This window comes from Pseudooceanicola atlanticus, assembly GCF_000768315.1.
Classification (GTDB): domain Bacteria; phylum Pseudomonadota; class Alphaproteobacteria; order Rhodobacterales; family Rhodobacteraceae; genus Pseudooceanicola; species Pseudooceanicola atlanticus.
This window is the reverse complement of record NZ_AQQX01000002.1, coordinates 724091-742500: the sequence shown is the minus strand read 5'-3', so window position 1 is coordinate 742500 and position 18410 is coordinate 724091. Positions and strand designations below refer to the sequence as shown.

The 18410-nt window shown below is 64.7% G+C and carries 15 protein-coding genes; 9 read left to right on the top strand and 6 right to left on the bottom strand.

Going from position 1 to position 18410, the window contains the following annotated elements:
- Positions 1–23: 23 nt before the first annotated feature.
- Positions 24–614 carry an RNA-binding protein gene (locus ATO9_RS07645; protein WP_043747296.1) on the top strand — a complete coding sequence of 197 codons (591 nt, stop codon included), beginning with the start codon at positions 24–26 and terminating at the stop codon, positions 612–614.
- A 41-nt stretch (positions 615–655) separates the two neighbouring features.
- A complete protein-coding gene (gene infB, locus ATO9_RS07640; protein ID WP_043747433.1) occupies positions 656–3148 on the top strand; it encodes a translation initiation factor IF-2 in 2493 nt (830 codons plus the stop codon).
- Between the two features lie 210 nt (positions 3149–3358).
- Here the strand turns inward: infB and ATO9_RS24550 are convergent, their stop codons facing one another.
- From ATO9_RS24550 to ATO9_RS07625, 4 genes are all read right to left on the bottom strand, one after another.
- Complete coding sequence (locus ATO9_RS24550) at positions 3359–3499, bottom strand: hypothetical protein (RefSeq protein ID WP_202902114.1); 141 nt, start codon at positions 3497–3499, stop codon at positions 3359–3361.
- A 271-nt stretch (positions 3500–3770) separates the two neighbouring features.
- Positions 3771–4169 (bottom strand): 8-oxo-dGTP diphosphatase MutT, encoded by a 399-nt coding sequence (gene mutT / locus ATO9_RS07635; protein ID WP_043747295.1) that lies wholly within the window; start codon positions 4167–4169, stop codon positions 3771–3773.
- A gap of 6 nt (positions 4170–4175) precedes the next feature.
- Positions 4176–5405, bottom strand: a complete 1230-nt coding sequence (argJ, locus tag ATO9_RS07630) for a bifunctional glutamate N-acetyltransferase/amino-acid acetyltransferase ArgJ (RefSeq protein WP_043747294.1) — start codon at positions 5403–5405, stop codon at positions 4176–4178.
- Positions 5406–5409: 4 nt separating this feature from the next.
- Complete coding sequence (locus tag ATO9_RS07625; protein WP_043747293.1) at positions 5410–6258, bottom strand: peptidylprolyl isomerase; 849 nt, start codon at positions 6256–6258, stop codon at positions 5410–5412.
- Positions 6259–6432: 174 nt separating this feature from the next.
- Between ATO9_RS07625 and secA the strand changes: the two genes are divergently transcribed.
- From secA to ATO9_RS07610, 3 genes are all read left to right on the top strand, one after another.
- Entirely contained in the window at positions 6433–9159 is a 2727-nt protein-coding gene (secA, locus tag ATO9_RS07620) for a preprotein translocase subunit SecA (protein WP_043747292.1), read from the top strand.
- Positions 9160–9281: 122 nt separating this feature from the next.
- Positions 9282–10340, top strand: coding sequence for a hypothetical protein (locus ATO9_RS07615; RefSeq protein ID WP_043747291.1), 1059 nt, complete (start codon positions 9282–9284; stop codon positions 10338–10340).
- Positions 10341–10358: 18 nt separating this feature from the next.
- The gene (locus tag ATO9_RS07610; RefSeq protein WP_043747290.1) at positions 10359–11918 is read left to right on the top strand and encodes a substrate-binding domain-containing protein; all 1560 of its coding nucleotides are present in this window, start codon (positions 10359–10361) and stop codon (positions 11916–11918) included.
- Here ATO9_RS07610 and ATO9_RS07605 read toward each other — a convergent pair.
- Positions 11915–12670 (bottom strand): IclR family transcriptional regulator, encoded by a 756-nt coding sequence (locus ATO9_RS07605; protein WP_043747289.1) that lies wholly within the window; start codon positions 12668–12670, stop codon positions 11915–11917. The genes ATO9_RS07610 and ATO9_RS07605 overlap by 4 nt on opposite strands.
- Before the next feature lie 105 nt (positions 12671–12775).
- Here ATO9_RS07605 and ATO9_RS07600 point away from each other — a divergent pair, with 105 nt between their 5' ends.
- From ATO9_RS07600 to ATO9_RS07585, 4 genes are read left to right on the top strand one after another with little or no spacing between them, the layout of a single operon-like run.
- Positions 12776–14929, top strand: coding sequence for a malate synthase G (locus ATO9_RS07600; RefSeq protein WP_043747288.1), 2154 nt, complete (start codon positions 12776–12778; stop codon positions 14927–14929).
- Complete coding sequence (locus tag ATO9_RS07595; RefSeq protein WP_043747287.1) at positions 14926–15351, top strand: GlcG/HbpS family heme-binding protein; 426 nt, start codon at positions 14926–14928, stop codon at positions 15349–15351. Before ATO9_RS07600 ends, ATO9_RS07595 begins: the two co-directional genes overlap by 4 nt.
- A complete protein-coding gene (locus tag ATO9_RS07590; RefSeq protein WP_043747286.1) occupies positions 15348–15965 on the top strand; it encodes a VOC family protein in 618 nt (205 codons plus the stop codon). Before ATO9_RS07595 ends, ATO9_RS07590 begins: the two co-directional genes overlap by 4 nt.
- 46 nt (positions 15966–16011) lie before the next feature.
- Positions 16012–16413 carry a PaaI family thioesterase gene (locus ATO9_RS07585; protein ID WP_043747285.1) on the top strand — a complete coding sequence of 134 codons (402 nt, stop codon included), beginning with the start codon at positions 16012–16014 and terminating at the stop codon, positions 16411–16413.
- Here the strand turns inward: ATO9_RS07585 and ATO9_RS07580 are convergent.
- Positions 16410–18284, bottom strand: a complete 1875-nt coding sequence (locus ATO9_RS07580; protein WP_043747284.1) for a polysaccharide biosynthesis protein — start codon at positions 18282–18284, stop codon at positions 16410–16412. The two genes, ATO9_RS07585 and ATO9_RS07580, sit on opposite strands and share 4 nt — an antisense overlap.
- Between the last annotated feature and the right edge of the window lie 126 nt (positions 18285–18410).

Genomic DNA, 18410 nt, shown 5'->3' with positions numbered 1-18410 from the left:
TCGGTCCGGCTGAAGGAGCCGTGATGAGCAGAGGCGGCAACACCAAGGAACGCCCCGACGGGCCGGAGCGGAAGTGCATCGTCACCGGAGAGGTTCAGCCCAAATACGGGCTGATCCGCTTCGTGATGGGCCCGGACGGGGAAATTGTGCCCGACGCTCTGGAAAAATTGCCGGGGCGCGGTATATGGGTCAGTGCAGATCGTGGTGCGATCGAGCAGGCGGTGAAGAAACGTCTGTTCGGCCGGGCGGCGCGGGCCCAGGTGACTGTGTCCGAGGATCTGCCTGATCAGGTTGAACGAATCCTCACGCAGCGCGTCGTCGGTCTCTTGGCGTTGGCGCGCAAGTCCGGGGATGCGGTTGCCGGGTACGAGAAGGTCAAGGACTGGCTGTTGAAGGATCAGGCGGATGTCCTGATTCAGGCGAGCGACGGGTCGGAACGCGGGAAAAGCAAATTATCGACCCCGTATGGAGGCAGTTTCATAGGTTGGCTCACCGCGAATGAGCTGGGCTTGGCCTTTGGCCGGGAAACTGTCATACACGCCGCCTTAGGAACTGGCGGACTGAGCAAAAGAGTTGTAGAGGAGGCCGCAAGGCTGAAAGGCTTGCGGGCTTGATGGCGGCGGGAGGGTCCCGCCCGAAAGGAAATATGGATCACATGAGTGACAACGACGGCAAAAAGACTTTGGGTGTGCGTGGCGGTGGTTCCCGGCCGGGGAACGTGAAGCAGAGCTTCTCGCACGGACGCACCAAGAACGTCGTGGTGGAAACCAAGCGCAAGCGGGTTGTCGTGCCCAAGTCGGGCGCTGGCAAGTCCGGTGGCGGTGCCGGGTCCGTTGGCGACCCGTCGAAACGCCCTGCCGGGATCACCGATGCGGAGATGGACCGCCGTCTCAAGGCCGTGCAGGCCGCCAAGGCCCGCGAGGCCGAAGAGGCTGCTCAGCGCGAGGCCGAGGAAAAGGCCCGCGAGGAAGAACGCCAGCGCCGCCGCGAGGAAGCCGAAGCGAAGGAGCGCGAAGAGCGCGAACGCGAGGCCGCCCTGAAGGCGAAGCAGGAAGAAGAAGAGCGCGCCAAGCGTGACGCCGAGGAGGCCGCGAAGCGTGCCGCTGCGGCCGCCGCCCAGCCCGCTCCGCCCGAGGACGGTGCGCCTGCCCGCAAGACCGCGCCGGCCAACCGGGGCGCCGAGCGTCCTGCCCGTGCCAATGACCGCGAAGATCGCGGTGGGCGTGGCAAGGGCGACAAGTCCGATGGCCGCCGTTCCGGCAAGCTGACGCTGAACCAGGCCCTGTCGGGCGGTGAAGGCGGACGTCAGAAATCCATGGCCGCGATGAAGCGCAAGCAGGAGCGTGCGCGTCAGAAGGCGATGGGCCAGAACACCGTGCGCGAAAAGGTCGTCCGTGACGTCCAGGTGCCCGAGGCGATCATGGTCGGCGAACTGGCCAACCGGATGGCCGAACGTGTCGCCGACGTCGTCAAGGCGCTGATGCAGAACGGCATGATGGTCACGCAGAACCAGACGATCGACGCGGATACCGCGGAACTGATCATCGAAGAGTTCGGCCACAACATCGTCCGGGTTTCCGATGCTGACGTCGAGGATGTCATCAAGGAGATCGAGGACAAGGAAGAAGACCTCAAGCCGCGCGCCCCGGTCATCACGATCATGGGCCACGTCGACCACGGCAAGACCTCTCTGCTGGACGCGATTCGCGATGCGAAAGTCGTTGCGGGCGAGGCCGGCGGGATCACCCAGCACATCGGCGCCTACCAGGTGACCACCGATGGCGGGCAGGTTCTGACCTTCCTCGATACGCCGGGCCACGCGGCCTTTACCTCGATGCGGGCCCGTGGTGCGCAGGTGACGGATATCGTCGTGCTGGTTGTTGCTGCGGATGACGCGGTGATGCCGCAGACCATCGAAGCCATCAACCACGCCAAGGCCGCCGAAGTGCCGATGATCGTCGCGATCAACAAGTGCGACAAGCCGGAGGCCAACCCGACCAAGGTGCGGACCGATCTGCTTCAGCACGAGGTGATCGTCGAAGAGATGTCCGGCGAAGTACAGGATGTCGAAGTGTCGGCCCATACCGGGCAGGGCCTGGATGAACTGCTGGAAGCCATCGCGCTTCAGGCTGAATTGCTTGAGCTGAAGGCCAACCCCGATCGCGCCGCCCAGGGTGCCGTGATCGAAGCCCAGCTGGACGTGGGCCGTGGCCCCGTGGCCACCGTTCTGGTCCAGTCCGGTACGCTGCGCCAGGGCGACGTGTTCGTCGTCGGCGAGCAGTGGGGTAAGGTCCGTGCGCTGGTCAACGACCGCGGTGAACGCGTGAAGGAAGCCGGCCCGTCCGTTCCGGTCGAGGTTCTCGGCCTCAACGGTACGCCCGAGGCCGGTGACGTCCTGAACGTGACCAGCACCGAGGCACAGGCCCGCGAGATCGCCGAATACCGCGAGAACGCCGCCAAGGAGAAACGCGCCGCTGCTGGTGCCGCGACGACCCTTGAACAGCTGATGCAGAAGGCCAAGGAAGACGAAAACGTCACCGAGATGCCGATCCTGGTGAAGGCTGACGTGCAGGGTTCGGCCGAGGCGATCGTCCAGGCGATGGAAAAGATCGGCAACGACGAAGTGCGCGTGCGGGTTCTGCATGCGGGCGTCGGCGCGATCACGGAATCCGATGTCGGCCTGGCCGAAGCGTCGGGCGCACCGGTCTTCGGCTTCAACGTGCGGGCGAATGCGCCGGCCCGGAACGCCGCGAACCAGAAGGGCGTGGAGATCCGCTATTACTCGGTGATCTACGACCTGGTGGACGACGTGAAGGCTGCGGCCTCTGGTCTGCTGTCCGCGGAAATCCGCGAGAAGTTCATCGGCTACGCGCAGATCAAGGAAGTCTTCAAGGTCACGGGCGTCGGCCGTGTGGCCGGCTGCCTTGTCACCGAGGGCGTTGCCCGCCGGTCCGCCGGTGTGCGCCTGCTGCGCGACGACGTGGTGATCCACGAAGGCACGCTGAAAACGCTCAAGCGCTTCAAGGACGAGGTGAGCGAAGTCATCTCGGGTCAGGAATGCGGTATGGCCTTCGAGAACTACGAAGACATCCGTCCGGACGACGTGATCGAGATTTTCGAGCGGGAAGAGATCGAGCGCACGCTCTGATCCTTTCCCCATCGGGACACGAAAAAACGCGCCACTTGCAGGTGGCGCGTTTTCTTTTTGTCGATGGCTGTCCGGCTGAGGTCAAACAAGGCCGGTGTTGCTGATCGTCAGGTCCGTGATGCACGGAGTGTTTGTGCAGCCGGTTTTCAAACGAAAAGCAGGAAAGGACGTGCGAACACGGTTCCCGTCACCCGGAAGGGTCGGGATGTGTTACGCGGCTGCCGAGTTCGACACGGGCAGGCCGACGAATGTCTTGTCGCCTACCTGAACCTCGATCCGGCCATCAGTGAGTGTGCGCACATAGGTGCCCTGAACGGAAATGTAGGATCCGACAGTGATAGTTCTCAACATCTTCAATCTCTCCCCGAAGATTGTGAACTTTAGGATACATCCTTTTGGTTGTGGCGCAAATGGCAACAAACACAAAAAGTATGGGTATTGAGCCATTCTTAACGGCGCATTCGTATATATCAGGTTAACTGGTTCGCGAATTGCGGCGGCGCAGCACAAGTTGTTGCGTTGCAGCGTTAAATGACGCTACGTATTTTCTGCACCCGCTAAAGAAACTCTGACCTAATGGTCAAGAATGGCATCCCGATGGAATTGGTTGTTTCCGAATCTGTCACAACCAATCGCGCAGGATGGGAATCAGGGGGATGTCGGCCGGCGGCATCGGATAATCCCTGAGTTGAGTGGGGCGCGCCCAGGCAAGGGTCTGGCCCTCGCGCGGTTGCGGCGTGCCTTCCCATTTGCGGCAGGCAAAGAGCGGCATCAGCAGGTGGAAATCGTCATAGCCATGCGACGCGAAGGTCAGCGGCGCGAGGCAGCTTTCCCAGGTGTTGATGCCGAGCTCTTCCTGCAATTCACGGATCAGCGCATGTTCGGGGCTTTCGCCCGGTTCGACCTTGCCGCCGGGGAATTCCCATAGGCCGGCCATGGACTTGCCCTCCGGGCGCTGGGCCAGGAGGACACGGCCATCACGGTCGATCAGGGCGACGGCAGAAACGAGGACGATCTTCATGCCGTGTCAGGACCGGTAATCGGCGTTGATCGAGATGTAGCCATGGGTCAGGTCACAGGTCCACACGGTGGCGGTGCCGCCGCCAAGGCCGAGGTCGACGCGGATGTCGATCTTGTCGCCTGTCATGTGCGCGGCGCCGTCTTCCTCCTTGTAGGAGGGCGCGCGCCAGCCCTTGTCGGCCACCAGCACGTCGCCGAACCAGATCGAGATCAGGTCGCGGTCGGCGGCGGCGCCGGATTTGCCGATGGCCATGACGATGCGGCCCCAGTTCGGGTCCTCGCCGGCGATGGCGGTCTTGACTAGCGGGGAATTCGCGATGGAGAGCGCATGGGTGCGCGCATCGGCATCGGAATGGGCGCCGGTGACGTGGATTTCGACGAACTTGGTCGCGCCTTCGCCGTCGCGGACCACCTGGTGGGCGAGGTCCAGCATCAGGCCGCGCAGGGCGTCGATAAAGGCGGTGTTCGCCTCGGTCACGCGGATGCCGGACGCGCCGGTGGCGGCGCAGATCAGGCTGTCGGAGGTCGAGGTGTCGCTGTCGACGGTGATGCAGTTGAAGGTCAGGTCCGTGGCGGCCGACACCATGTCCTGCAGCACAGGCTGGTCGATGGCCGCGTCGGTGAAGATGTAGACCAGCATCGTCGCCATGTCGGGGGCGATCATGCCGGACCCCTTGGCGATGCCGGCGATGCGGACGGTCTGACCGTCGACCTGGACCTCGGCAGCGGCGCCCTTGGGGTAGGTGTCGGTGGTCATGATCGCGGCGGCGGCATCTGCGATGCCATCAGCCGACAGGCTGCCGGCGAGTTCTTCGAGCTTGGCGGTGATGCGGTCATGGGGCAGGGGTTCGCCGATCACCCCGGTGGAGGAGGTGAAGACGCGGCTTTCCTCGATCCCGAGCGCTTTTGCGGCGGCGTTTGTGACGGCCTTCGTCGCCTCGACCCCGTTGCGGCCGGTGAAGGCGTTGGCGTTGCCGGAATTGACCACGATGGCCGCGGCACCGGTGCTGTCGCCGCCGATCTTGGACTGGCAGTCGAGCACCGGGGCGGAGCGGGTGGCGGAGCGGGTGAACACCCCTGCGATCGCGGTGCCGGGCGCGAGCCGCGCCAGCATCACATCCTTGCGTCCCGCGTATTTGACGCCTGCGCCGATGGTTGCGAATTCGACCCCCCCGATAACGGGAAGGTCGGGAAAGGAAGCCGGGGCGAGAGGCGAACGCGGCGGGGTGCCACCCATAGAATTACTCCGTCAGGTCCATGTTGCTGAGCAGTTTCGGGTCGATCGCTTCGGACCCGCTGCGGTCCACATTGGCGTTTTCGACCAGCCCGTCAATATGCGCTTTGACGACGTCCTGTTCGACCTTGGCGCGGAGTTCGCCACGGACCTCTTCCAGGGTCGGAGCCTCCTTGATGCGGGTTTCATTCAGCTGGATCACGTGCCAGCCGAACTGCGTCTGGACCGGGGCGGAGATGTCGCCGACTTCCATTTCCATGACGGCGGCTTCGAACGGGGGCACCATCATGCCCTGGCCGAACCAGCCGAGCGACCCACCGTTGGGACCCGACGGGCCGGTGGATTTCTCACGCGCGACGGCGGCGAATTCTGCCCCGCCTTCAAGCTCTTCCACGATGGCCTGGGCCTCTTCCTCGGTTTCGACGAGGATATGGGCGGCCTGGTACTCGGTTTCGGCCTCGGCCTGGGCGTATTGCTCGTCATAGGCGGCCTGGATCGCGGCGTCGGTGACGGCAGTTTCGAGGATCTTGCCCACGACCTCTGCGGCCATCAGCGAACGCTCCTCGTTCTCGAGCGCCATGGCGACGCGGGGCGGGGTGTCGCCCTCGAAGCTGTGCTGGAGCGCGGTCTGCTGGACCAGCTGGTCGAGGATACCGGGGAACAGCACTTCGTCCGGAAGCTGGTTGTACTGCTGCGGCAGCGCACGGCGCACGAGGATCATGTGGCCCAGCGTGATCTCGGTCCCGTCGACGGTGGCGACGACGGTGTCGGGGCTGGGTTCTTCCTGGGCGAGAACAGGCGCGGCCATGGTCAGGGAGAGTGCAATTGCAGCAGCCCGGCTTAGACGTAGGGTCATGTTGAAACCTTTGATTGGCCGCGTCAGGGCGCGGCGTTGACAGGGTAGGGGTGGCCCCTTACATCGGCTCAAGGCTTGGCGGGGTCCCCGGCTGCCGCCCCTTCTATGGGGGCTGGCCCTTGGGTACAAGCAACGCGCCAACACATCGACGTCAACAATCGAACGGAATGCATCATGCTGGGAATGGGCAAAATTGCCAAAAAGGTGTTCGGCACCCCGAACGACCGGAAGGTAAAAGCGACGCGCCCAATCGTCCAGAAGATCAACGACCTCGAGCCGGAATTCGAAAAGCTGAGCGACGAAGGTCTCAAGGACAAGACCGAGGAACTGGCCAAGCGGGCCATGGGCGGTGAAAGCCTGGACGCGATCCTGCCCGAAGCCTTTGCCAATTGCCGCGAAGCTGCGAAGCGGGCCCTGGGCCTGCGCGCCTTCGACGTGCAGCTGATGGGCGGTATCTTCATGCACCAGGGCAACATCGCCGAGATGAAGACCGGTGAGGGCAAGACGCTGGTCGCGACCTTCCCCGCCTACCTGAACGCGCTGACGGGCAAGGGCGTGCACATCGTCACCGTCAACGATTACCTGGCCCGCCGCGACGCGGACTGGATGTCCAAGGTCTATTCCATGCTGGGTCTGACCACCGGCGTCGTCTATCCGCAGCAGCCCGCCGCGGAGAAGAAGGCCGCCTATGACAGCGACATCACCTACGCGACGAACAACGAGCTGGGCTTCGACTACCTGCGCGACAACATGAAGTCGGAACTGGCGGAGATGTCGCAGCGCAAGCACAACTTCGCCATCGTCGACGAGGTGGACAGCATCCTGATCGACGAAGCGCGGACGCCGCTGATCATCTCGGGCCCCGCGCAGGACCGGTCGGAGCTGTATGTCGCCATCGACCAGCTGATCCCGTCGTTGGACGACAGCCACTACACCAAGGACGAAAAGCAGCGCCAGGTCACCTTCACCGACGAGGGCAACGAGGCGCTGGAAGGGCTGCTGCACAATGCGGGCATCCTGCCGGAAGACCAGACGCTGTATGACCCGGAATCGACCACGATCGTCCACCACGTGAACCAGGCGCTGCGCGCCCACAAGCTGTTCCAGAAGGACAAGGATTACATCGTCCGCAACGATGAGGTCGTGCTGATCGACGAATTCACCGGCCGGATGATGGCCGGGCGCCGTCTGTCCGAGGGCCTGCACCAGGCCATCGAGGCCAAGGAAGGCGTGAAGATCCAGCCCGAGAACGTGACGCTGGCGCAGGTGACGTTCCAGAACTACTTCCGCCTGTACGACAAGCTGTCGGGCATGACCGGGACGGCCAGCACCGAGGCCGAGGAATTCCAGGAAATCTACGGGCTGGGCGTGGTCGAGGTTCCGACCAACAAGCCGATTGCGCGGGTGGATGACGACGACGCCGTCTATCGCACCACGCAGGAGAAATATGACGCCATCGTCGAGACCATCAAGGAGGCCCATGCCAAGGGCCAGCCGATCCTTGTCGGCACCACCTCGATCGAGAAATCCGAGCTGCTGTCGGCGCTGCTGACCAAGGCCGATCTGAAGCACAACGTCCTGAACGCGCGCCAGCACGAGCAGGAGGCGCAGATCGTCGCCGATGCCGGCAAGCTGGGCGCGATCACCATCGCGACGAACATGGCGGGCCGTGGCACCGACATCAAGCTGGGCGGCAATGTCGAGTTCAAGATCATGGAGGCGATTGCCGCCGATCCCGAGGCCGACCCCGAGGAGATCCGCCAGCGGATCGAAAAGGAACACGTCGCCGACGAGGAAAAGGTGAAGGCCGCGGGTGGCCTGTTCGTCCTGGCCACGGAACGTCACGAATCCCGACGGATCGACAACCAGCTGCGCGGCCGTTCGGGCCGCCAGGGGGATCCGGGCCGGTCGTCCTTCTTCCTGTCGCTGGAAGACGACCTGATGCGGATCTTCGGGTCCGAGCGGCTCGACAAGGTTCTGTCTTCGCTGGGCATGAAGGATGGCGAGGCGATCGTGCACCCCTGGGTGAACAAGTCGCTGGAACGCGCCCAGGCCAAGGTCGAGGGCCGCAACTTCGACATGCGGAAACAGGTTCTGAAATTCGACGACGTGATGAACGATCAGCGGAAGCTGGTCTTCTCGCAGCGGATGGAGATCATGGAATCGAAGGACCTGTCGGAGATCGTCAACGACATGCGGTCCCAGGTGATCGACGACCTTGTCACCACCTATGTTCCGCCCAAGACCTATGCCGACCAGTGGGACGGCGACGGTCTGCACCAGGCGGTGCTGGAGGGGCTGAACCTCGACGCGCCGGTCAAGGACTGGATCGAGGAAGAGGGTGTCGACGACGAAGCCATCGCCGAGCGCCTGGAAGAGGCCGCCGACAAGTACATGGCGAGCAAGGCCGCGGAATTCGGGCCGGAAAACATGCGGTCGATCGAGAAGCAGGTGCTGCTTCAGACCATCGACAGCAAGTGGCGCGAGCATCTGCTGACGCTGGAACATCTGCGGTCCGTCGTGGGCTTCCGCGGCTATGCGCAGCGCGATCCGCTGAACGAGTACAAGTCCGAAGCCTTCGCGCTGTTCCAGTCGATGCTGGATTCGCTGCGGGAAGAGGTGACCTCGACCCTGTCGCGGGTGCGTCCGCTGACCGAGGACGAGCAGCGCCAGCAGATGGAGCAACTGCAACGCCAGCTGGCGGCCCAGCAGGCTGCCGCGCAGGCCAGCCAGGGCGAAACGCCGCCCCAGGGTGATGCCGCCGCCGCCGCGCCCACTGGCGAGGCCGTGGCCGGTCTGGACCCGAACGACCCCTCCAGCTGGGGCGATGTGGGCCGCAACGCGCCGTGCCCCTGTGGGTCGGGCAAGAAGTTCAAGCATTGCCACGGCGCGCTGGTCTGACATCTTAAGCGTGCAAAAGTGTGGCCAAAAAGCCGGGTGACGGGAATCCGCCCCGGCTTTGCCATATGTTTGCCCCAATCGTTCTGCACTGCTCATTCCGAACAGATCCGGAGATCATCGAAATGATCAAAGTGAGCACGATTGCGATTGCAGGCGGTACGCTGGTTATGGCGGCCGCTATTGGTGTGTTCATGCAGACGGGACAGCAGGATACCTCTTCCTTCGCCCCGGCGACCCCTGTCGAAACCGAAACCCTGAGCAACCTGCCGAAGGACGCGCAGACCCCCGGTTCGATCCAGGAGACCCCGGTGCAGCTGGCCGCGATCACGCTGACCTCGTCCGATGTGACGCGTCTGCCCGACACGATGACCAAGGCCGCCCAGTTCCCGCTGACCCCGATCCTTGTCGCCACCGGTGACGAGGACATGCTGGAGGCCGGGAACGACACCGCGGCGTCGGACGCAACGGAACCGCTGAGCGAACCGCGCGCAGAGCAGGGCTGCTTTGTCGACCTGGCCGGCGAAACCCGGGCCGCCGCCATGGTGGCGCTAAAGCTGAGCGCGCCGTGCCAGCCGAATGCGCGGGTCGTTTTCCATCATGAGGGGATGAAGTTCACCTCGGCCACGGATGACGAGGGCTATGTCCAGGTCCTGGTGCCTGCCCTGGCCGAACAGGCCGCGTTCCTAGCGATGATGGATGACGGCAATGGCGCCGCCGTTGAAGTCGAGGTCGGATCGCTGAGCTTTTACGACCGGTCGATCGTGCAATGGCGCGGCGATGCGGGCGTGTCGATCCATGCGCTGGAATTCGGCGCGGATTACAAGGATGCGGGCCATGTCTGGGCCGGTGCCCCGCGGGACGCCAAGATCGCCGCTGTCGGCGAGGGCGGGTTCGTGACCCGGCTGGGCGATACCAGCATCGACGGGGCCAACATGGCCGATGTCTACACCTTCCCGACCGGCACCGCCAAAGCCAGCGGTGACGTCCAGATGAGCGTCGAGGTCGAGGTCACCGAGCTGAATTGCGGGCGTGAAGTCACCGCCGAGGTTCTGCAGGTTTCCGATGCTGTCGTGAGCGAACCGAGCCTGCTGAGCGTGACCGTGCCGGATTGCGATGCGGTTGGTGATTTTCTGCTGTTGAAAAACCTTGTCGATGACCTGAAGATCGCTTCCAGGTCATAGGCAAATCAAGGACCCGTCATGTCGGTTCTTCGTGCGGCGTTCTGCGCCGCACTTCTTCTGTTTGGAGCAGCGATCGGGGCGATTGCACAGGACGTGACGTTGTCGTCGCGCGACGGGTCCGTCACGATCACCGGTAACCTGTTGAGTTTCGACGGTGAATTCTATCGCGTCGAATCGGAATACGGAGAGCTGACGGTCGACGGGTCCGGCGTGATCTGCGAAGGCCCGGCCTGTCCGAACCTGTCCGCCTTCGTGGCCGAGATGACGATTTCCGGGGCGGCCACCACGGGCGAGGTGCTGTTGCCCGCCTTGGTCGAGGGGTTCGGCTTCCGCTATGGCTATGGCGTCACCCGCGAGGAGGTGGAGCCGGGCATCGTGACCTACGTGCTGACCGAACGGTCCGAGGACCGGGTCGCGGGCCGGTTCACCATCCGGTCCAGCAACACGAACGAGGGTTTTGCCGACCTGCTGGCCAACGAGGCCGATCTTGTCATGGCCCTGCGTGAGATCCGCCCCGGAGAGCTGCGCCGCGCCATCGAGGCAGGGATGGGCAATCTGCGGGCTGCCGGGCGGTCGCGTGTGCTGGCGCTGGATGCGCTGGTGCCGATCGTTGCGCCGGGCAACCCGGTGACCGAGATCACGATGCCGCAGCTGTCGCGCGTCTTTTCCGGAGAGATCGACAATTGGCAGGCGCTCGGCGGGCCCGACGCGCCCATCGTGCCGCATCTGCGGGATGCGGCGTCGGGGCTGGGGCAGGCGGTGGAGGATCGGTTGCTGTCGCCCGTCGGCGCGTCGCTGGCCGAGACGGCCGTGCGCCACGAAAGCGACCGGGCGCTGGTGCGCGACGTGCTGCGCGATCCGTTTGCCATCGGGCTGACCACCGCGTCGGAAACCGGCGATGCCATGCAATTGGGCCTGAGCGGGGAATGCGGGTTCACCATCCATGCCACCCGGATCGACGCCAAGACCGAGGATTACCCGCTGACCGCGCCGGTGTTTCTTTACATGCCCGCGCGGCGTCTGCCCAAGCTGGCCCGCGAATTCCTGGCCTATACCCGCCAGCCTGCCGCCCAGCTGGTGATCCGGCGGGCAGGGTTCGTCGACCAGGCGCCGGAGGAAGTGGCGATCAACGATCAGGGTGCGCGATTTGCCAATGCCATCGCCCAGGCAGGGACCGAGATCGACCTGCAGGAATTGCAGGCGATGGTGCGCTACCTGACGCCATTGAAACGGCTGACGACCTCCTTCCGGTTCGAGGCCGGGTCGACCCTGCTGGACGCGCAGTCGCGGTCCAATGTCGAACAGCTGGCCACCGCGCTGGAGGGCAGCATGTATGACGGGCGGCGCATCGTCTTTGTGGGCTTTTCCGATGGGCGGGGCAGCGCGGGCGTGAACCTGAACCTGGCGCGGGACCGGGCCGAGGCCGTGCGCCGCGCCGTGGTGAACGCCGCGCGGACCGCCGATTTCGACCAGATCGACGTGGATGTCGCCGCCTTTGGCGAGGCGATGCCGATGGCCTGCGATGACAGCGCCTGGGGCCGGCAGGTGAACCGGCGGGTCGAGGTCTGGATCCGCTAGAGCTCTGCCCGGCCGGAGAGATCGCTGGCGAGGCTGCGGACAAGCTCTGCGCAGCGGGCGACCTTGTCCGGGGTCATTCGGACAGCCAGCCCGGAAACGGAGATGGCGGCCGCGGCTTCCCCGGACGGAGAGCGGACGACGGCGGCGACGCAGCGCAGGCCGATCACGAATTCCTCGTCATCCATGGCAAAGCCTTGGTCGCGGATCATCGCGATGTTGCGGTGCACCGCGTCGCGCGTCGTCAGGGAACGGGCGGTGGCCGGGGTCAGGCCGTAGCGGTCGATCAGCGCGTCGATCTGGTCGTCGTCCCAAGTGGCGATGATCGCCTTGCCCATGCCGGAACACAGGATCGGCGCGTGCCCCCCGGGCGGAGAGATCGCGCGCATGATCTCGCGGCTTTCGGCCTGGGCGATCGTGATGACATGGCCCTTTTCGATGACGCCGAGATTGGCGGTCTCGCGGGTGGCATCGCGCAGGCGGCGCAGATGCGGCATGGCGGGGGCCAGCATGGTCTTGGCCGTGCCCCAGGCCGCGCCGACCGTATGGGCGCGCCGCCCGATATGCCACAGGCCCGTGGCCGCGTCGGTCTGCACGAAACCGCGGGTTTCCAGCGCTGTCAGAAGCCGGTGGGTCGTTGACGGGGCCAGGTCGGCCGCGCGGGCGAGGTCGGACAGGCGGCGGCCTTCGGGGTCGGCTGCGATCAGCTCCAGCAATGTCAGGGCGCGGTCGACGGATTGAACGGCAGTTGTCATGGGGACCTCTCGGGATATGTTTTCCACGATATGGAAAAGTGCGACGGGGGTCACGCTTTTGCCGACGCAACGCGCTAGGGTCCGCGCAACAAGAGGAGTCGTGACATGACGGAATATGTGGAACGGGCCGGCCTGCAGGTCGCCGCGGAACTGGCAGAGCTGGTCGAGACGCGGATCCTGCCCGGCACCGGGGTGGAGGCCAAGGCCTTCTGGGAAGGCTATGCCGTGATGCTGAAGGACCTGGTGCCGGAAAATCTGCGGCTGCTGGACAAGCGCGACAGCCTGCAGGCGCAGATCGACACCTGGCTGGCCGAGCGCAAGGGTCAGGATTGGGATGCCGCCGCCTATCGCGCCTTCCTGGAAGAGATCGGGTACCTGGTGCCCGAGGGCCCGGATTTCGAGATCGGGACCGAGAATGTCGACCCCGAGATCGCGACGATTGCCGGGCCGCAGCTGGTCGTGCCGGTGATGAATGCGCGGTTCGCGCTGAACGCGGCGAATGCCCGGTGGGGATCCTTGTATGACGCGCTCTATGGCACCGATGCGCTGCCCGGTGCGCCCGAGGGCAAGGGGTATGACCCCAAGCGCGGGGCGCAGGCCGTGGCCTGGGCCGCGGAGTTCCTGGACGGTGCCGTGCCGCTGGATGGCGCGTCCCATGCAGATGTCACCGCCTATCAGCGGGACGGTGCTGCGCTGGTCGCGAAGGTCGGGGACAAGGCTCATGGCTTTGTCGACCCCTCCGTTTTCGTGGGCTACACGGAGGACGGTGATACCGCGTCCTACATGCTGCGCCACAACGGGCTGCATATCGAGCTGTTGATCGACCCGTCGCATCCCGTGGGCAGGGACTCGGCCGCCGGGCTGAAGGACGTCGTGCTGGAATCGGCCCTGACCGCGATCCAGGATTGCGAGGACAGCGTCGCCGCCGTGGATGCCGCCGACAAGACCGAGGTCTATGCCAATTGGCTGGGCCTGATGACCGGCGGGCTGACCGAGACCTTCGAGAAGGGCGGCCAGCAGATGACCCGCGCGCTGAATAGCGACAAGGTGCTGACCGCGCCGGACGGGTCGAGCCTGACCCTGCCGGGTCGTGCCCTGCTGTTGGTGCGGAACGTGGGCCACCTGATGACCACTGACGCGGTGATGTTCGAGGGCGAGGAAACGCCCGAGGGGATGCTGGATGCGCTGGTGACCGTCGCCTGCGCCATGCATGACCTGCAAAAGACCGAAGGCCCGCGCAATTCGCGCGCCGGGTCGGTCTACGTGGTGAAGCCCAAGATGCACGGCCCCGAAGAGGTCGCTTTTGCCGATACGATGTATGCGCGGGTGGAGGAGATCCTGGGCCTGCCGCTGAACACCGTGAAACTGGGCGTGATGGACGAAGAGCGCCGCACCTCGGCCAACCTGCGCGAATGCATGCGGGCGGTGAAGGACCGGCTGGTTTTCATCAACACCGGCTTCCTGGATCGTACCGGCGACGAGATCCATACCTCGATGCAGATGGGGCCGTTCATTCCCAAGGGGGAAATGGCGGGCTCTGTCTGGCTGAAGGCCTATGAGGACGGCAATGTCGATGCGGGGCTGGCGCTTGGCCTGCGGGGCAAGGGGCAGATCGGCAAGGGGATGTGGGCCAAGCCCGACCGCATGGCCGAGATGCTGGAGGCGAAGACGAACCACCCGACTGCCGGGGCCAACACCGCCTGGGTGCCGTCGCCGACCGCCGCAACGCTGCACGCCACCCATTATCACCAGATCGACGTGGCCGCGCGCCAGGATGCTTTGATGAGCCGGGAGCGCGCCGATCTGGGCGATCTGCTGACCCCGCCCGTCCTGTCCGGGCGCAACCTGACCGAGGACGAGGTACGCCGCGACCTGGACAACAATTGCCAGGGGATCCTGGGCTACGTGGTCCGCTGGGTCGATCAGGGCGTCGGGTGTTCGAAGGTTCCGGACATCAACGATGTGGGCCTGATGGAGGATCGCGCGACGCTGCGGATTTCCTCGCAATACCTGGCGAACTGGCTGGAACACGGGTTGATCACCCGCGACGAGGTTGAAGCTGCGCTGATGCGCATGGCGGCGAAGGTGGACGCCCAGAACGCGGGTGATCCGGCCTATCGGCCGCTGGTCGACAATCCCGATGGGCCGGCTTTCCAGGCGGCACGGGATCTGATCTTTACCGGGGTGGCGCAGCCCTCGGGCTATACCGAGCCGGTGCTGCATGCCGCCCGGCGCAAGGCGAAGGAGGTTTACGCATGATTTCGGTGAACAGGCTGGATCTGGACGATGCCCGCGTGATGCTGGAGGCCGCGAAGGCCAAGGCGGTCGAGATCGGCGTGCCGATGTGCATCGCGATCACCGACGATGCCGGGAACCTTGTCGCCTTCGAGCGGATGGACGGGGGCAAGGTGACGTCCACGACCATCGCGATCGACAAGAGCTATACCGCCTCCGGCGCGAAGAAGGCGACGCATGAATATGGCGAGGCCAGCCAGCCCGGCGCGCCGGCCTATGGCATCGCCTCGGCCATCGGCGGGCGGCTGATGGTGGTGGGCGGTGGCCTGCCGGTGATCCTGGACGGGGCCTGTATCGGGGGGATAGGTGTCAGCTCCGGCTCTCCGGCGCAGGACACGGAGGTTGCCCAGGCGGGGGTGGATGCGGTACTTGCCAAGCTGGGATGACGCTTACGCTTGATCATATTGTCGTGGCCGCACCGAGCCTTGAGGCCGGTGTGGACCATGTGCGCGAATTGACGGGGCTGGAAATGGGACCGGGCGGAGAGCATCCGCTGATGGGCACCCATAACCGGCTGTTGCGGCTGGGTGCGGACAGTTTCCTCGAGGTGATCGCGGTCAATCCGGATGCGCCGGCGCCGGATCGGCCGCGCTGGTTCGGGCTAGACCAGCCGGTCCAGAAACCGCACCTGGCGCATTGGGTCCTGCGGTGCAGCGACATGACGACGATGCTGCCGGATATGCCCGGCCTGCTGGGTCCTGCGATCCCGGTGACCCGCGGCGATCTGAGCTGGCTTCTGACAGTGCCCAAAGACGGATACCTGCCGCTGGATGGCGCGATGCCGTCGATCCTGGAATGGAAGGCCGACCCTCTGCCACCGACGCAGATGCAGGGCGGCGAGGCGGAGCTGCTGTCGCTGACGGTACAGCATCCCGACGCGGCCTGGATCGGGGCGCAACTGGCCGCACGGCTGATCGACCCGCGCATCCGGTTCTTTCCCGGCCCGCAATTCATGGCAGCCGATCTGATGATCGACGGCCAGGTTGTCAGACTGACATAGACAAGTGACGCTAATTGGCTGCATCCTCTGATCGAGGAGGAGCACCATGTCACACACCAAGGATTACGCCGGGCAGATACGGTTCCACTGCGAACTGATCTCGCCGGAGGAAGCGCAGGGGACGATGCCGGTGCAGGCCGGGATCATGAACCCCTATGGCACCGTTCATGCCGGGGCGCTGATCTGGTTCGCGGATGTCACGGCCACCAACCTGGCCCTGCAAGGTGCGCAGACATCCGGCGGGATGGCCGGGTTTCCGCTGGCGATCAACCTGACGGCGCAGCTGTTGTCCAATGTCCGGGAGGGGACGTTGACCGCACGGGCGCGGTACGTGCGGAGGGGCCGGACGCTCAAGGTGATCCGGACCGAGGTTTCATCGGCGGACGGAACGGTTCTGATTGATGTCACGACAAGCCATATCGCGTCGCGGGGCCGCGAGGACGGTTAGGCGTCGGTGGTCACGACCTCGGCCAGCTTGGGGTCGACCTCGACCCAGCGGCGCAGGATCTCGTTGCACTTTTTGGGGTCGCGGTCGGTGATCGTGGCGCGCAATTCGTTCAGCGCCTTGGCCATCTCGATCTCGGACAGGTGAGATTCGTCGGCCCGCAGGATCTTGGTGTGCGGGGTGGTCAGCATGTCGGAGCCGATCAACAGCTCTTCGTGCAGCTTCTCGCCGGGGCGCAGGCCGGTCAGCTGGATCTCGATTTCGCCATCGGGGTTGTTTTCATCGCGCACCGAATAGCCTGCGCCTTCGATCATCTGCCGGGCGACGTTCAGGATCGGGACGGGTTCGCCCATATCCAGTACGAAGACGTCGCCGCCACGGGCAAAGGATCCGGCCAGCAGGACGAGGCGCACGGCTTCGGACACGGTCATGAAGAAGCGGGTGACGCGGCGATCGGTGACGGTGACGGGACCACCGCGGGAGATCTGTTCCTCGAACAACGGGATCACCGAACCGGAGGAGCCCATGACATTGCCGAAGCGCACCATCGAGAACCGGGTGTGTTTGGACCGCGTCGCAAGGTCCTGGACCACCTGTTCGGCCATCCGCTTGGTCGCGCCCATGATCGAGGTCGGGCGCACGGCCTTGTCCGACGACACGAGGATGAAGCGTTCGACCCCGGCGCGGCCCGATTCCTCGGCCACGGTCTTGGTACCGAGGACGTTGTTGCGCACGCCTTCGATGGCGTTCATCTGCACCAGCGGCACATGCTTGTAGGCGGCGGCGTGCAGGACGATGTCGATGTCGTGCTGCGAAAGCACGTCGCGCACCAGTTCCGCCTGGCAGACGGAGCCGAGGATCGGCACGACCGGCAGGTTCGGCGCGATATCCTTGAGTTCCTTGAGGATGTTGTAGAGCGCCAGTTCGCTGTGGTCGATCAGCACGATCTTGGCCGGATCGCAGAGCGTCAGCTGGCGGCAAAGCTCCGACCCGATGGAGCCACCGGCGCCAGTGACGAGGATCGAGCGATCGACATAGGCCTCTGACACGCCCGGAAGTTCTTCTTCCAGGCGGTTGCGGCCCATGAGGCCGGCCAGGTCGATGGCAGGCTTGCGGCTGGATTCGCCGCCTTCGGCCACAAGGTCGGCGAAGGAGGGCAGCGATTGCACCTCGCAGCCGATATCCTGAAGCTTTCGCTGGATGCGCATCTGGGCGTGACGCCCGACGGACGGCATGGCCAGCACGATCCGGTCGACGCCATTGCGTTCGACCAGTTCGGCGATCTGCACGGGCGAATGCACCCGCAGTCCGGCGATGGTCAGGCTTTGCAGGCGCGGGTTGTCATCGACAAAGGCGACCGGGAAGACCGCGGTATCCGTGGCGAGCGCGGCGGCCAGCTGACGGCCGGTCTGCCCGGCGCCGTAGATCAGCACCCGGGTTTCGGCCGATCCGGTGCTCCAGATCCAGCGGACCAGCCGCAGAAGCATCAGGCGCGACGCCATCATGAGGATCAGGTAGGAGGCGCTAACGACCAGGATCTCGGCGAAGCGCATGGGCGTTTCGGCGACGAAGTTGGTCAGCCCGCAGGCTGCGCCGACCGCACCGGCGACCAGCACCGTATCGGTCATGCCCTGCGCCTCGTAGGCGTTCAGCTTCATCCGGTGCAGGCCCAGATGCAGGATCGAGGCCGCAGCGGCACAGAAGCCGGCGATCAGGAATTCAAGGCGCGCGAAAGGGGCGAAAGGCGTGGAGGCTGCACTGCTGAGGAGCGCTTCGCTGCCGAAGAAGGCCACGACGACCAATGACAGATCCAGGAAAAGCAGGATCGCCTGCTTCTTCCGATGACTGATCGTCGTCGCAATCTTGTACAGCATCAATTCGGCTCCGTCCGAGGCAAGCAGCCATCGAATCGTTCCGATGATCCCGAAGGTTCAGGAAGCATGTTCAGAACGATGCGTCGGATCCTTTCACAGTAATTTGCCAGTGAAGGCACATCTTCA

Bases quoted from the DNA above. Each gene is read 5' to 3' on its own strand.
- ATO9_RS07645 (WP_043747296.1), top strand. From the start codon at position 24: ATGAGCAGAGGCGGCAACACCAAGGAACGCCCCGACGGGCCGGAGCGG.
- infB (WP_043747433.1), top strand. From the start codon at position 656: ATGAGTGACAACGACGGCAAAAAGACTTTGGGTGTGCGTGGCGGTGGT.
- ATO9_RS24550 (WP_202902114.1), bottom strand. From the start codon at position 3,499: ATGTTGAGAACTATCACTGTCGGATCCTACATTTCCGTTCAGGGCACC.
- mutT (WP_043747295.1), bottom strand. From the start codon at position 4,169: ATGAAGATCGTCCTCGTTTCTGCCGTCGCCCTGATCGACCGTGATGGC.
- argJ (WP_043747294.1), bottom strand. From the start codon at position 5,405: ATGGGTGGCACCCCGCCGCGTTCGCCTCTCGCCCCGGCTTCCTTTCCC.
- ATO9_RS07625 (WP_043747293.1), bottom strand. From the start codon at position 6,258: ATGACCCTACGTCTAAGCCGGGCTGCTGCAATTGCACTCTCCCTGACC.
- secA (WP_043747292.1), top strand. From the start codon at position 6,433: ATGCTGGGAATGGGCAAAATTGCCAAAAAGGTGTTCGGCACCCCGAAC.
- ATO9_RS07615 (WP_043747291.1), top strand. From the start codon at position 9,282: ATGATCAAAGTGAGCACGATTGCGATTGCAGGCGGTACGCTGGTTATG.
- ATO9_RS07610 (WP_043747290.1), top strand. From the start codon at position 10,359: ATGTCGGTTCTTCGTGCGGCGTTCTGCGCCGCACTTCTTCTGTTTGGA.
- ATO9_RS07605 (WP_043747289.1), bottom strand. From the start codon at position 12,670: ATGACAACTGCCGTTCAATCCGTCGACCGCGCCCTGACATTGCTGGAG.
- ATO9_RS07600 (WP_043747288.1), top strand. From the start codon at position 12,776: ATGACGGAATATGTGGAACGGGCCGGCCTGCAGGTCGCCGCGGAACTG.
- ATO9_RS07595 (WP_043747287.1), top strand. From the start codon at position 14,926: ATGATTTCGGTGAACAGGCTGGATCTGGACGATGCCCGCGTGATGCTG.
- ATO9_RS07590 (WP_043747286.1), top strand. From the start codon at position 15,348: ATGACGCTTACGCTTGATCATATTGTCGTGGCCGCACCGAGCCTTGAG.
- ATO9_RS07585 (WP_043747285.1), top strand. From the start codon at position 16,012: ATGTCACACACCAAGGATTACGCCGGGCAGATACGGTTCCACTGCGAA.
- ATO9_RS07580 (WP_043747284.1), bottom strand. From the start codon at position 18,284: ATGCTGTACAAGATTGCGACGACGATCAGTCATCGGAAGAAGCAGGCG.